9 protein-coding genes are annotated in these 14,815 nt (G+C 70.3%); all 9 read right to left on the bottom strand.

Translation table 11 applies throughout. From position 1 onward, the window contains the following. Positions 1 to 4: 4 nt before the first annotated feature. Positions 5 to 1,786, bottom strand: coding sequence for a SpoIIE family protein phosphatase (locus tag D1J63_RS04035; RefSeq protein ID WP_125627754.1), 1,782 nt, complete (start codon positions 1,784 to 1,786; stop codon positions 5 to 7). Positions 1,787 to 1,903: 117 nt separating this feature from the next. Further along, positions 1,904 to 3,508 carry a glycoside hydrolase family 13 protein gene (locus D1J63_RS04030; RefSeq protein WP_125627753.1) on the bottom strand — a complete coding sequence of 535 codons (1,605 nt, stop codon included), beginning with the start codon at positions 3,506 to 3,508 and terminating at the stop codon, positions 1,904 to 1,906. A 149-nt stretch (positions 3,509 to 3,657) separates the two neighbouring features. Then, entirely contained in the window at positions 3,658 to 4,533 is an 876-nt protein-coding gene (locus tag D1J63_RS04025; RefSeq protein ID WP_102932459.1) for a carbohydrate ABC transporter permease, read from the bottom strand. Between the two features lie 18 nt (positions 4,534 to 4,551). Then, a complete protein-coding gene (locus tag D1J63_RS04020) occupies positions 4,552 to 5,514 on the bottom strand; it encodes a sugar ABC transporter permease (RefSeq protein WP_125627752.1) in 963 nt (320 codons plus the stop codon). A gap of 67 nt (positions 5,515 to 5,581) precedes the next feature. Further along, complete coding sequence (locus tag D1J63_RS04015) at positions 5,582 to 6,997, bottom strand: extracellular solute-binding protein (protein WP_125627751.1); 1,416 nt, start codon at positions 6,995 to 6,997, stop codon at positions 5,582 to 5,584. Positions 6,998 to 7,148: 151 nt separating this feature from the next. Next, positions 7,149 to 8,162: a LacI family DNA-binding transcriptional regulator gene (locus D1J63_RS04010; protein ID WP_125627750.1), complete on the bottom strand. Its 1,014-nt coding sequence runs from the start codon at positions 8,160 to 8,162 to the stop codon at positions 7,149 to 7,151. Positions 8,163 to 8,221: 59 nt separating this feature from the next. Continuing rightward, the gene (locus D1J63_RS04005) at positions 8,222 to 12,514 is read right to left on the bottom strand and encodes a discoidin domain-containing protein (RefSeq protein WP_164712709.1); all 4,293 of its coding nucleotides are present in this window, start codon (positions 12,512 to 12,514) and stop codon (positions 8,222 to 8,224) included. 265 nt (positions 12,515 to 12,779) lie between these two features. After that, on the bottom strand, positions 12,780 to 13,790 hold the full coding sequence (locus D1J63_RS04000) for a LacI family DNA-binding transcriptional regulator (RefSeq protein ID WP_125627748.1): 1,011 nt from the start codon (positions 13,788 to 13,790) through the stop codon (positions 12,780 to 12,782). A gap of 38 nt (positions 13,791 to 13,828) precedes the next feature. Further along, a complete protein-coding gene (locus tag D1J63_RS03995) occupies positions 13,829 to 14,773 on the bottom strand; it encodes an endonuclease/exonuclease/phosphatase family protein (RefSeq protein WP_164712708.1) in 945 nt (314 codons plus the stop codon). Positions 14,774 to 14,815 lie beyond the last annotated feature (42 nt).

Raw genomic sequence — 14,815 nt, 5'->3', positions numbered from 1 at the left:
GGCGCTACTGCGGGCCGGGCGTCCCGGCCCGCACCGGCAGGTCCTGCTCCGCCCACACGACCTTCCCGCCGGGCGTGCGGCACGAGCCCCAGCGCCGGCACATCATGTTGATCAACTGCAGACCGCGCCCGCTCTCGTCGCTCACGTCCGCGTGCTGGATCTGCGGCAGGTCGGGCCCCGAGTCCGAGACCTCCACGGACAGCCGCTCGTGCCGCAGCAGCCGCAGCTCCCCGGGGGCGTTGCCGTACCGCAGGGCGTTGCCGACCAGCTCGCTCACCACCAGCTCCGTGGTGTCGACGAGTTCTTCCAGGCCCCAGCGTTCCAACTGCTCGCGCACCGCCGTACGGGCCTGCCCGGCGGCCTTGCCGTCCGGCGGCAGCGCCCGTACGTACACGTCGCAGTCCGGGCCGAGCGGCCGGGCGAGGGCGGCCAGCACGATCGCGTCGTCCGACCGGTCGCCGCCGACCCGCTCGGCCACCGCGCGGCACTCGGTGCCGTCCTCGGGCACCCCGTCGCGGACCGTCTCGCGCAGCCGCTCCAACTGCGTGCCCAGGTCGGCCGTGCGCGACCTGACCAGCCCGTCCGTGTACAGCGTCAGCCGGCTCCGCTCGGGCACCTGCCGCTCGACCGGGTCGTACGGGATCACCCCCGTCCCCAGCGGCGCCCCCGCGGGCACCTCCAGGAACGAGACGGCACCGTCGGGCCCGGTCAGCAGCGGCGGCGGATGCCCGGCGCTGGCGATGCGGAAGGTGCTGCCGTACGGGTCGTAGACCGCGCACAGACACGTGGCGACCTGGTCCTCCTCCAGATCGCGGGCGGCCAGGTCGAGCCGGGCCAGCAGCCGCTCGGGCGCGATGTCCAGCGCCATCAGGGTCCGGGCCACCGTGCGCAGCCGCCCCATGGTCGCGGCGGCCGCCAGGCCGCGCCCCATCACGTCGCCCACCATCAGCGCCGTACGGCCGCTGGGCAGCGCGACCACGTCGAACCAGTCACCGCCCACGGCGGCCGGATCGGCGGCCGGGTCGTAGCACGAGGACACGTCCAGGCCCGGGGTGCTCGGGCTGGAGCGGGGGAGCAGCGCGCGCTGGAGGGTGACCACGTGGTCGCGCTCGCGCCCGTAGAGCCGGGCGTTGTCGATGTACACGGCGGCCTTGGAGGCCAGCTCCATGGCCAGCGCCACGTCGGTCCGGTTGAACGGCGCCCGGTGCCCGGCCCGGACGAAGTCGGCGAGCCCCAGCAGCACCCCGCGCGCGATCAGCGGCACCGCCAGGTAGGAATGGACACCCGCCCGGCGCATGATGTCCGAGGACTCGCGCGAGGGCGCGATCACCGCGAAGTCCGCCCGCGTCATCCGGGACACCAGCACCGGCCGGCGGGTGGTGAGGCACCGCTGCCCCAGGCGGTCGGCGGTGTGCACCGACAGCTCGCCCACGGGATCGGGCGCCAGGTTCAGACCCTCGACCTCCGACACCGCCATGGCCCTGAGCCGGGGCGCGTCCCCGCCGCCGGCCCGGTCGCCCTCCTGGAACCGCAGCACCGAGTCGAGGAGGTCCACCGCGGCGCCGTCGGCCAGCTCCGGCACGGTGAAGTCGGCCAGCTCCTCCGCCGTCCGCCGTACGTCGAGCGTGGTGCCGATGCTCAGGTCCGCCGCGTTCAGCCAGGCCAGCCGCCGTCGTGCGCCCAGTGCCTCCGACACCGACCGCAGTGCGCCCCGCGCCGCCCGCTGCCCGCTCACGAGGGGATTCGGAGGGCGGCGCAGCCCGCCCAGCCACGGTCGTTCCCGCACGCGTCCGCCTCCTCCCACGGCCTCCTGTCCTGATTCTGCCCTGCCGCGGGACGACCGGCGACGGCGGCACCCCCCGTCGGAGCCCGCTCCGCGCGGAAGGTGCCGTTCCGGTGTGGCTCAGGCGCCGAGCCACACCGCCGTGTCGGACGGCAGCCGGCCGGCCCCGTCCAGGGGCCCGCTGGCGAGCAGGACGGCGCCGTGCGCGGGCAGCTCGACCGGCGCGGCGGACAGGTTGACCACGCACACGGTGCCGCCCGCGCGCCGGAAGGCGAGAACGCCGTCCGGCGCGGGCAGCCAGTCCAGCGGACCGTCGCCGAACCCCTCGGTGGAGCGCCGCAGGCGCAGGGCCTCGCGGTACAGCGAGAGCATCGATCCCGGGTCCGCGCTCTGGCGGTTTGCCGCGTACGCCGACCAGCCCTCCGGCTGCGGCAGCCAGGGCTCGGTCTCCGAGCCGAACCCGCAGTACGGCGCGTCGGCGTCCCAGGGGAGGGGAACGCGGCACCCGTCCCGCCCCGGGTCGACGCCCCCGGAACGGAAGTACATCGGATCCTGGATCCGCTCGCGGGGGATGTCGGCCTCGGGCAGGCCCAGCTCCTCGCCCTGGTACAGGTAGACGGACCCGGGCAGGGCCAGCGTCAGCAGCGCGGCGGCCCGCGCGCGCCGGGTGCCCAGGGCCAGGTCGGTCGGGGTGCCGAAGGCCTTCTTCGCGAAGTCGAAGCCGGTGTCCTCGCGGCCGTACCGGGTCACCGTGCGGGTCACGTCGTGGTTGCAGAGCACCCAGGTGGCCGGGGCGCCGACGGGGGCGTGCTCGGCCAGGGTGTCGTCGATGGTGCGGCGCAGCCGGTCCGCCTCCCAGGGACAGGACAGGAAGTTGAAGTTGAACGCCGTGTGCAGCTCGTCGGGGCGCAGATAGCGGGCGAAGCGCTCGGCGTCGGGCAGCCACACCTCGCCGACGAAGACGCCCCCGTACGCGTCGGCCACCCTGCGCCAGGAACGGTAGATGTCGTGCAGCTCGTCCTGGTCGATGTACGGGTGCGGATCGACGCCCTCCACGAAGTCCGCGAGCGCCGGGTCCTTCGCGAGCAGGGCCGCGGAGTCGATGCGTACGCCCGCCACCCCGCGCTCGAACCAGAAGCGCAGCACGTCCTCGTGCTCCCGGCGCACCTCGGGGTGGGCCCAGTTCAGGTCGGGCTGCTCCGGGGTGAACAGGTGCAGGTACCACTCGCCGTCCGGGACCCGGGTCCAGGTGCGGCCGGAGAACTGCGAGGGCCAGTCGTTGGGCGGCAGCTCGCCGTGCTCGCCGCGGCCGGGACGGAAGTGGAACCGCTCCCGCTCCGCGCTGCCCGGCCCGGCCTCCAGCGCCGCCCGGAACCAGGCGTGCTGGTCGGAGACGTGGTTGGGGACGATGTCCACGATGGTGCGGATGCCCAGCTCCCGCGCCTCGGCGATCAGCTTCTCGGCCTCGCCCAGGGTGCCGAAGGCCGGGTCGATGGTGCGGTAGTCGGCGACGTCGTAGCCGCCGTCGACGAGCGGGGAGACGTACCAGGGGGTGAACCAGACGGCGTCCACGCCGAGTTCGGCGAGGTGGGGCAGTCTCGCCCGCACGCCCGCGAGGTCACCGGTGCCGTCGCCGTCGCCGTCGGCGAAACTGCGGGGGTACACCTGGTAGATGACGGCGTCGCGCCACCAGTCGTCGGTGCGGTGCGAGTTGGGGGCTGCCACGTGACGGTCCTTTCGGGCAGGGTGGATCTTCGCCGCCGGCCCGGACGGAGCGGGGCGTCGGACGGGCCGGCGGCGAAGGTTGACGGGACGTGCTGCCGGGAGGCGGGGAGAGAGCGGGAGGAGGCGACGAGCGCCTCGGCCCTTGGTCCTCAGCCCTTGAGTCCTCCGGCGGTGAGTCCGCTCATGATGTTGCGCTGGAAGATCAGGAAGATGACGAGCGTCGGCAGGGAGGCCATGGTGAGCGCGGCGATCAGCACGTTCATGGGCACCCCGTTGGACAGGGAGTAGATCCCGACGTTCAGGGTCTGCTTGGCGGGGTCCGGCAGGGTCAGCATGGGCCAGAGGAAGTCCTTCCAGACGCCCACGATCGCGAAGATGGACACCACGCCGAGGATCGGCCGGGAGATCGGCAGCACGATCGACCACAGCGTGCGCATCGGAGAGGCGCCGTCCATGGAGGCGGCGTCGAGCAGCTCCCGGGGGATCGAGTCGAAGAACCGCTTCAGCAGGAAGATGTTGAAGGCGTTGGTCACCGACGGCAGCCAGATCGCCCACGGCGTGTTCAGCAGGTTGCGCTCGAAGATCGGGACGTCGAGCACCGTCAGGTACTGCGGCACGACCAGCACGGTCGCCGGGATCATCAGCGTGGCCAGCATCAGGCCGAGGATGGCCTTGCCGAGAACCGGCCGGAGCTTGGACAACGAGTAGGCCGCCGCCACGTCGAACACCAGTTGGAAGGCGAGCGCTCCGAACGCGTAGAACAGGGTGTTCCCCAACAGGCTCGCCAGGTCCATCACGGTCCAGGCCTGCGAGTAGTTGTCGGGCTGGAAGGACTCGGGGAAGAGCGTCGGCGGGGTCTGCACGGCCTCCTGGGTGTTCTTGAATCCGCTGGAGACCATCCAGTACATCGGGCCGAGGAAGACCACGGTGAACAGGGCGACGACGAGGCCGAACACCACCCAGTACAGCGCCTTGCCGCGCGGGCGGGCGAGCTGGGCCGGTGAGACGAGTGTGCGTGTGGACATCTGTGGTTTCCCCCGGCTCTACTCGTCCTCGGCGCGGCTGAGCTTCACGTACGCCGCCGAGAACCCGGCCAGCAGTACGAGGAGCAGCAGGCCGAGGGCCGCCGCGGCACCGTAGTTGTTGAAGTTGAAGGCGTACTGGTAGATGAGGTAGACGACCGTGGTCGTCGAGCCCTCGGGGCCGGCGCCGCCGGTGAGCAGGAAGGGCTCCACGAAGACCTGCATGGTGGCGATGATCTGCATCAGCAGCATCAGCGACAGGATGAGCCGCGTCTGCGGGATCGTCACGTGCCAGATCTTGCGCAGCAGCCCGGCTCCGTCCAGCTCCGCCGCCTCGTACAGCTCGCCGGGGATGCCCTGGAGCGCGGCCAGGTAGATGAGGGCCGCGCCGCCCATGTTCATCCACGTCGACGCGATGACCACCGAGAGCATGGAGAGGCCGGGGTCCTGCAGCCACTGCTGCTCGGGCAGCCCGAAGAAGCCGAACACCTCGTTGAGCAGCCCGTAACCGGGGTCGTACAGGTACTTGAACAGCAGCACCGAGGCGACCGGGGGCAGCATCACCGGCAGGTAGACGAGCAGCCGCAAGTACCCCTTGCCGTGCCTGAGTTCGTTGATGACGATGGCGACGACGAACGGCACGGCGAAGCCGAGGACCAGGGCCAGCACGGTGAACAGCGCGGTGTTGCGCCAGGCCTGCCAGAAGGCCGGGTCGTTGAAGACCGTCTCCAGGTTGTCCAGGCCGACCCAGGAGACCTCGCCGTGGTCCGTCTTCTGGAAGGCGAGGAAGAACTCCCGGACCATCGGGTACCAGGAGAAGAACGCGAAGCAGAGGACCGCTCCGATCAGGAAGCCGTGCGCGGTGAGGTTGCGCTTCAGGCTCCTGGCGAACGCCCCGCCGCGCTGGGGCGGGCCGCCGTCCACCGGCGGCTGGGCGTGGCGTGCGCTCGGCGCCTTGCTCGGGGTCAGGCTGGGGGCCGACATCGTCGCTCCTTGGGGCTGGTCTCATGGGCCCCGGGGGGCGGTGCGGCCCGCCCCCCGAGGGAGCCGGTCACTGCGTGGCCAGAACCTGGTCGACCTGCTGCTCCGCGGTGGAGAGCAGCTTGTCGACGTCGGCGTCCTCGTTGGTGAGGAGGCCGGACATCACGTTGTCCAGGACCTTGTAGACCTCCTGCGCCTTCGGCGGCTCGGCCAGGCCCGGGACCGGGTTGTCCATGAACGACTTGAAGTTCTCGACCGGCATGGTGGCGTGCTCGAGGCGGGCCGCGTCGTCCTTCTTCTTCGACTCGTTCAGCCAGAAGTTGGGCTGCGGGAGCCCCACCGGCAGGTCGTCCTTCTTCTTGCGGGCCCAGTCGAACTGCCCCTTGCCGACGGTCAGGTTCTCGAAGTTCAGCCAGGCGACGGCCGCCTTGATCTTGTCGGAGGAGATCCCCTTCTTGATCATGTAGCTGTTGCCGCCGGCGAGGGTGTTCTTCGCACCCGGTATCGGGCCCATGCCAAAGTTCTCGTAGTCGGCGCCGAGTTGCTGGACCATGTACGTGATGTCGTCCGGCGCCGCGAGGAACATGCCGAGCTTGTCGGTGGCGATCTGCTTCTGGAGGTCGCCCCACTTGAGCAGCTGGGTCTTGCCCATGCTCTCGTCCTCCCAGCGCATGGCGTGGAGGTTCTCGGCGACCTCCTTGCCCACCTCGTTGTTGAAGGCCGCCTTCTTGCCGCTCTCGTCCACGACTTCGGCGCCGCGGCTGTACATCTGGGCGGTGAAGTGCCAGCCGCCGGTGTTGCCCGCGCTGTACTCGCCGAAGCCGGCGATGCCGTCGCCCAGGCCGGCGATCTTCTTGGCGGCGGTGCGGACCTCGTCCCAGGTGCGCGGCGGGGTGTCCGGGTCGAGGCCGGCCTTCTCGAAGAGCTTGCGGTTGATCAGCAGACCCATCGTGTAGTTGCTGGTGGGCAGGCCGTAGAGCTTGTTCTCGTGCTTCAGCGAGCCGAGGACGTTCGGGTCGATGTCCTTCAGGGCCGGGACGGTCCTGTCGTTGACGTAGGCCGTGATGTCCTCGGCGCCGTCGTTGTCCAGCACCTGGGGCAGGTCGGTGAAGTAGGTGTAGAAGACGTCGGGCTGCGACTTGGCCTTCAGCATGGCCGTGAAGCGCGGCGGCTCCAGACACTGGCCCGGGGTGGACCGCCCCTCGATGGTGACGTTGGGGTAGGTCTTGTTGAACTCCTTGACGTCCTCCTGCCACTCCTTGTGTTCGGCCTCCTTCACCTTCGGCGGCATGCAGTCGATGGTGATCGTCACCTTGGTCTTCGGGTCCAGCGGGGCAGCCGGGTCGGACGACCCGCTGCCGCCTTCGGAACCGCCGCCGTCGTCGCTGCTGCTCGTGCCGCAGGCGGCGAGAGCGGTCAGGGTGAGAGCGGAGACGAGCGTGATGGCGCCGGCACGGCGAGTACGGCGGAACCGAGCACTTCTCATGGGTGGTCCCCTTCGGGCATGAACGTGGAAGGCGCCCCACCGCCGATGCGTTGTGGGGCGCCGCTCACTCAACCACCGTGAACAAGTGAACGCAATATCTCGCGCTGATTTCGTAATTGTTTGACAGACGGTCGTAGAAGTTGAGGTTCCGCTACCGGGTGGAAACCTGTGCCGTGGAGCCGCGGACGACGAGTTCGGGTTCGAAGAGCAGCTCGCTGTGCGGGACTTCGGTGCCTTGGATTTGTGCGCAGAGGAGGTCGACGGCGGCGCGTCCCATGGCTTCGATGGGTTGGCGGACGGTGGTGAGGGGTGGTTCGGTGCAGGTCATGAAGGCGCTGTCGTCGTAGCCGACGACGGAGACGTCGTGGGGGACGTGGTGGCCGCGGCGGCGTGCGGCGCGGACGGCGCCGAGGGCGAGGGGGTCGCTGGCGCAGATGATGCCGGTGACGCCGCGGTTCAGGAGGCGGGTGGCGGCTGCCTGGCCGCCTTCCAGGGAGAACATGGCCCGCTCCACGTACCCGTCGGGCAGGGTGCCGCCGGCCGCCGCCGCGGCCTCCTGGGCTGCGGCCAGCTTGCGGCGGGAGGGGATGTGGTCGGACGGGCCGAGCACGAGCCCGATGCGCTCGTGCCCCAACGACGCCAGATGCCGCCAGGACTGTCCCACGGCCACCGCGTCGTCGCAGGCGATGCAGGGGAAACCGAGGTCCGCTATGGAGGCGTTGACCAGCACCACGGGGATGTTGCGCTCGGCCAGCAGCCGGTAGTGGTCGTGCGGGGCGTCGGCCTGCGCGAACAGGCCGCCGCCGGCGAAGACGACGCCGGAGACCTGCTGCTGGAGGAGCAGCTCGACGTAGTCGGCCTCGGAGACGCCGCCCTTGGTCTGGGTGCACAGCACCGGGGTCAGCCCCTGCTGGGCCAGCGCGCCGCCGATGACCTCGGCGAACGCGGGGAAGATGGGGTTCTGCAGCTCGGGCAGGACCAGCCCGACCAGTCGGGCGCGCTCGCCCCGCAGCTGGGTGGGCCGCTCGTAACCGAGCACGTCCAGCGCGCTGAGTACGGACTGCCGGGTCGCCGCCGAGACCCCCGGTTTGCCGTTGAGCACCCGGCTGACCGTGGCCTCGCTGACCCCAACCTTCTTCGCCACCTGAGCAAGTCGTCGCGTCACGAACGCAAGACTAGCGCAAGTCTCCGCAAGAGACTTGCGCCAGTCAGTGTCCTGCGAGACTACGGATTGCGAATGATCTTGAAGGTGGACGTCGTGTCCCGGATGTCCACGGCGTTGTCACTGAGCTTCAGCCCGTTGAAGGTGACCTCGCCGACCGCCGGTCCCTGCCCGCTCTCGGGCATCTCGTTGGCCCACAGGCCGAAGCCGGACTTGGCGTCGAACGCGTCACCGCTCTTGTGCGCGCCCGTGACGGAGACATCGGTGAAGACCGTGTCCTTGATCGGGTACTGCGGCTGACCTCCCACGTAGTTCGTCTGGAACATGATGCCGCTGTAGGTCGGGTCGACGATGTCGACGTTGTTCACCCTGATCCCCTGGAACACCTTGGACGCCGAGAAGACCCAGATGCCGGGGAAGGTTTGCCCGCCCCAGAAGTGCCCGCCGGCCCGGACGATCGACACGTTCTCGAAGGTCGTCGGATCGGTGCCGAAGCCGTTCATCGGGTAACCGAAGTCCAGCGAGCTGATCGTGATGCCCGAGTAGACCAGGGTGTCCGCGATGTGGATGTTCCGGAAGGTGTTGTTGTAACCGCCGTAGACGGCCAGACCCGCGGCACGCCAGGTCAGCGTCGTCGTGAGGTTCTCGTACAGGTTGTTCTTCATGTCCGCGCCGCCCGCGTCGATTGCCGAGAAGAGCGCGAAGCTGTCGTCACCGGTCGCCCGGGCGTCGTTGTTGGACACCAGGTTGTCCGTCGAGCCGTTGGTCATGTTGATGCCGTCGGCGAACATGTTGCGGATCCGGGAGTTCCTGATCGTCGTCCGGTCGGTGTTGGCGCCCCAGTACAGGCACACCATGTGCTCGTTCCAGATGTTGTCGATCACGATGTCCGAGGTGTTGGAGAAGTCGAACACCTTGCCCGGCCCGTCGATGCGGGACGTGTAGTTGCCGAAGTAGGCGAAGTTCGCGAACGTCGAGCCCTTCGCGCTCGCCTCGGCACGGAACCCGATGTCGGTGTTGTCCTGCGTCGTCGGCGCGTGGAACTGGGTGAACCACGGACCGGCGCCGACCACCTTCACCGCCTTGCCGTACACCTGGAACTTGCTCGACGTCTGGTAGTCGCCGGGCGGCAGGTACACACCGACCAGCTTGCCCGAGGTGTCCATGCGGACCTTGTCGAGCGCGTTCTGCACGTCCTGGTGCGAGAACCCGGCCGGCACCGCGTACGCCGCCGGGTCGGGGTTCGGCACCGCGGAGACCTGCTCCAGGTTGACGAAGTCGATCGCGTAGTCGGAGGTGTTCGCCGCGTCCTTCTGGAGCCGGATCCTGCTGCCCGCCGGGACGGTCTCGCCCAGCATGAGGTGCGCCTCGTCGTAGATGTGCCGCGGGGCGCCCGCGCCCGGGGAGTTGCCCGGCGAGGCCTCGGCGCCGTACAGCCAGGCGTACTTCGACGTCAGCGGCAGCGCCTTCTTCATGACGCCGTCGACGTACACGTTCAGCGTGGCGTCGATGCCGCCGCCGCCCGGCGCGTCCGGGATCGAGAAGCGGGTCACCAGGGTGTTGGTGTCCGCTTTCGTGGTGAACTCGACGTACTCGCCGGTCCTGTCCAGGTGGACGGCCCTGCGGCCGGACGCCTCGCCCGCGATGTCGCCGATGGTGCGGTTGGGCCCGACCACGGTGGCGCCGCCGCCGACCGTGCCGTCCTCCGCCTCGTACATGTCGTACGGCATGTTCGCGCCGCGCCCCACGAACAGCGGCTGCGTGGAGGTGTTGTTCTCCCGCTTGACCGGCAGCTCGTTCGCGTCGTCGGCGACCGTGACCTTGAGGGAGTACGAGCCGTTGGCCGCCTTCCAGGTGCCGAGGTTCACGGCGGGGGCGGTCCTGCCCGCGGCGATGACGCCGGAGTACGCGCCGGTGAGGGTCTTGACCGTGTCGCCCTTGGCGTCGAGCAGGGCGAGCGTCACCGCGTGGCTGCCGTCCGCCGAGTCCTGGGTTCCCTGGTTCTTCAGCGCGACCTCGAAGGTCACGTCGTCACCGGCGGCCGGACTGGACGGCGAGGTGGTGACGGCGGCGGCGACCAGGTCAGAGCTCTGCACCGGCTTGACGACCAGCGGGTCGGGCCGGGTGTAGGTGTTGTTGGTCTCGTTCTGCTCGATGATCTCGTTCGCCTCGTCGGCGACCGCGCTCAGTTCGTACGAACCGGCGTCGCGGGCTCCGACGGACGCGCTGACGGTGGTCTGCGCACCCGCCGCGAGGGCGGGGACGTCGGCGGTGGCGACCTTGGTGTCGCCCAGCCGGACGGCGACCCGGCCGGCGGGGGCGTCGGCCGCGCCACTGTTGCGGACCGTCGCGGCCACCGTGATCTCGTCCGACTCGACGGGGGAGTCCGGGGACGTGGTCAGCTTCGTCACCTCGAGGTCCGGGTTGGGCGCCGGGGTGCCGACGACCTGGAACTCGGCGACCTGCCCGGCCGTCGCCCCGCTGTTGGCGGTGAACCTCAGCTGGACGTCGGCGGCCCGCTCACCGACGGGTATGGACACGCTGTTGCCGCCGCTCGCCGGGTCGAAGACGTAGTCCTTCGCGTCCACCAGGGAGGTGAAGCCGGACGCGTCCTGGTCCCGGCCGAGCACCTGGATGTTCTGGGTGCGCTTCGACCAGCTGTTGTCCGGGTTGAGCTTGAGGACGACACGGTCGACGTCCGCGTTCGCGCCCAGCTTCAGGGTCAGCGTGTTCGGGTAGCTGCCCGCCGCGCCCTCCCAGTAGGTCGACGTGCTGTTGTCGTTGGCGTTCTCGGCGACATAGGTGTGGATGTGGGACGAGGCGCTGATCGGTTTGCCGACGGCCAGGTTCGAACCGCCGCCGCCGGTGCCGGTGCGGGTCACGGAGTTGCTGTCGCCCGACTGGTTGCCGGCCGCGTCCTCGGCCCGCACGAAGTAGGTGACGTTCGCCGACGCCGGCTGGGTGTCGGTGTAGGTGGTGACGTCGCCGCCGACGCTCTTGCGGAGCTGGTTGTTGGCGTAGACGTCGTACCCGGTGACGCCCTTGTCGTCGGTCGAGGGGGTCCAGGTCAGCTTGATCTGCCCGGCGGTCGGCTCGGTCAGGGCCAGGTTCGCGGGCGCGGTGGGTGCCTGTGTGTCGCCGGTGTCGGCCCGGCGGGTGACCGTGTTGCTGTTGCCGGACTGGTTGCCGGCCGCGTCCCGGGCGCGCACGTAGTAGGTGACCGTCGTGCCGGCCGGCCTGGTGTCCGTGTAGGTGGTGACGTCACCCGCGACCGAGGTCAGCAGCTCGCCATTGGCGTAGACGTCGTACCCCGTGACGGCCGTGTCGTCCGAGGACTCGTTCCAGGTGAGTCTGATCTGCCCGGTGGCCGGCTCGGTGAACGCCAGGCCGGCGGGGGTGGTGGGGGCCTGTGTGTCGCCGGTCTCGGGACCGTAGACCTCCAGCTCGGAGACCTGCGCGGCGGGCTGACCGGTGTTGGCCGTCACCAGGACCCGGACGTAGCGCGCGGTGGCCGCGTCGAAGGTGATCGTGGCCGACTGACCGCCCGCCGCGTCGAAGGCGTAGGCCCTGGCCGCGGTCAGGTCGGTGAAGTCCGAGCCGTTCTCACTGGCCTGGATCTTCAGCGTCTGGCTGCGGTTCGGCCACCCGTCCGGCAGCCGCAGGACGACACGGTCGACCCGGCGCGAAGAGCCGAGGTCGGCCTGGAGCCACTGCGGCAGGGCGTTGTTGGCGCTCTCCCAGTAGGTCGCCTTGTTGCCGTCGTTGCCGTTGCCCGGGGTGTACTCGCCCGTGGAACTGCTCGCCGTCAGTCGCCGGCCGGCGGCGAGGTTGATCGACGACTCCCCGGCCGCGTGCACCTCCAGCTCGGAGAGCTGGGCCGCCTGCCAGCCGGTGTTGGCGGTGATGTTCACCCGCACGAACCGGGTCTGCGTGGCGGGGAAGGACACGGTGACCGTGTTGCCCGCGCCCGGGTCGAAGGCGTAGGTGGCGGACGTCTTGAGGGTGCTGAACCCCGTGCCGTCGGCACTGCCCTGCACGGAGAGGGTCTGCCTGCGGCTCTCCCAGCCGGCGGGCAGTCTCAGCACCACCTCGTCGATGCGCTCGGTGGCGCCGAGGTCGGTCTGGACCCACTGGGGCAGGCTGCTGCCGGCGCTCTGCCAGTACGAACTCTGGTTGCCGTCGGTGATGTTGGCGGCGCCGTACTCGGCGTGCGAACTGCTCGCCGCCGTGGCGTCTCCCACGGCGATGTCGGGACCGCCGACTGCCGTGGCCGACAGCAGTGGTCCTCCCAGCGCCAGGAGACTGGTCGCGACCACCGTGCACAGGGCACGTGATCTCCAGTTCCGGTTTCTCATCTGTCCCCACATCAGGTAGACACGCGAATGTTCTCTGCCATTTACGTTGAGCGATCGCAGAGTTGCAGAGAAATGTTGAGTCGTCTACAGGACGGACAGCGTGAAGTCGCCGTACGGCAGGGCACGGTGGGGTTGCTGAGGGCCGGGCAGGCGTCTGGGCATGCCTCGGATCAGCGGCTTTCACGGGACGTGTCGAGTAGCCGCAAGCCGCTGTCATTTCCCGCAAGGAACTTGCGGTGAAAGGGGTGGTGCGAGGAGGACTCTGCTAGCCGGCGGCCGGCTGTGCCGTGGAGCCGCGGACGACGAGTTCGGGTTCGAAGAGCAGCTCGCCGTGGGGGACTTCGGTGCCCTGGATTTGTGCGCAGAGGAGGTCGACGGCGGCGCGTCCCATGGCTTCGATGGGTTGGCGGACGGTGGTGAGGGGTGGTTCGGTGCAGGTCATGAAGGCGCTGTCGTCGTAGCCGACGACGGAGACGTCGTGGGGGACGTGGTGTCCGCGGCGGCGTGCGGCGCGGACGGCGCCGAGGGCGAGGGGGTCGCTGGCGCAGATGATGCCGGTGACGCCGCGGTCCAGGAGGCGGGTGGCGGCTGCCTGGCCGCCTTCCAGGGAGAACATGGCCCGCTCCACGAACTCGTCGGGCAGTTCCGCGTTCGCGGCCCGGGCGGCCTCCTGGGCGGCGGCCAGCTTGCGGCGGGAGGGGATGTGGTCGGAAGGCCCGAGCACGAGCCCGATGCGCTCGTGTCCGAGGGATGTCAGGTGCCGCCAGGACTGCTCGACGGCCACCGCGTCGTCACAGGCGATGCACGGGAAGTCGAGGTTCTCGATCGACGCGTTGATCAGCACCACGGGGATGTTGCGCTCGGCCAGCAGCCGGTAGTGGTCGTGCGGGGCGTCCGCCTGCGCGAACAGCCCGCCCGCGAAGACCACCCCGGAGACCTGCTGTTGCAGCAGCAGCTCGACGTAGTCGGCCTCGGAGACGCCGCCCTTGGTCTGGGTGCACAGCACCGGCGTGAGTCCCTGCTGGGCCAGCGCGCCGCCGATGACCTCGGCGAACGCGGGGAAGATGGGGTTCTGCAACTCGGGCAGGACCAGCCCGACCAGGCGGGCGCGCTCGCCCCGCAGCTGAGTGGGCCGCTCGTAGCCCAGCACGTCCAGCGCGCTCAGCACGGACTGCCGGGTCGCCTCGGAAACCCCCGGCTTGCCATTGAGCACCCGGCTGACCGTGGCCTCGCTGACCCCAACCTTCTTCGCCACCTGAGCAAGTCGTCGCGTCACAGACGAAAGGCTAACGCAAACACCGCAAGCGGCTTGCTTCAGTGCCAGATGACGCGGGCCAGCACCGGAAGGTGATCGCTGCCGGTGGCGGGCAGGGTGCGGAGGGCGCCGACGGTCCCGGCGCGGGCCATCACCTGATCGATCCGGGCCAGCGGAAGGCCGGCCGGAAAGCTGAGGGCGAGGCCCCGCTCGGCCACGTTCAGTTGGGTGGTCAGGGGATCCAGCGCCCGGTCGTCCACCGTGCCGTTGAGGTCGCCCAGCAGCACCACCCTGCCCTGCTCCTCCGCGGCCAGGGCGTCGCCCAGCAGACCGGCGCTCTCGTCCCGCCACGACGACGCGAGCCCGCTCGCCCCCACCCGCACCGACGGCAGGTGCGCGACATGGACGGCCACGTCGCCGCGCGGGGTGTGCGCCACGGTCCGCAGCCCGCGCTGCCACTCCTCCTCGATGCCGCGCGGCTTGATGTCGAGGGGACGGGAGCCGGAGAGCGGATACTTCGACCAGAGCCCCACGGTGCCCCGGACCACCCGGTACGGATAGTCGGCGGCGAGGGTCTCCGCGTACACCTCCCGTGCCGGCGGCACCAGCTCCTCCAGCGCGACGAGGTCGGGCTCGGCGCGGGCCAGGGCGCGGGCCGTGCCGGCGGGGTCGGTGTTCTCGTCGCTGACGTTGTGCTGGACCACGACCAGGTCGTGGGCGCCGGGGTCCGGCGCGGGCAGGAACAGCCCGCCGAAGTGGTACGTCCAGGCGGCCGCCGGCAGCAACAGGGCCACCAGGGCGAACGCCGAGCGGCGCACCACCGCCAGGACGAACAGCACCGCGACGACCGCGCCGAGCCACGGCAGGAAGGACTCCAGCAGACTCCCCAGCCCGCCCACACGGTTGGGCACCGCCCCGTGGAACGACAGCAGGAGGGCGGTGACCACCGCAGCCCCGGCGAGCACCCGCCCCCGCCCGCCCGTCCAGGCCGCCCAGTCGGTCATCCCACCCCGTACCCTCGTCCTCGCCGGCAGTCTCACCAGTCA

Origin of the sequence: Streptomyces sp. KPB2 (assembly GCF_003950055.1) — a bacterium.
Lineage (GTDB): Bacteria > Actinomycetota > Actinomycetes > Streptomycetales > Streptomycetaceae > Streptomyces > Streptomyces salinarius.
The sequence above is the reverse complement of the archived record's forward strand: the minus strand, read 5'-3'. Positions and strand labels throughout refer to the sequence as shown.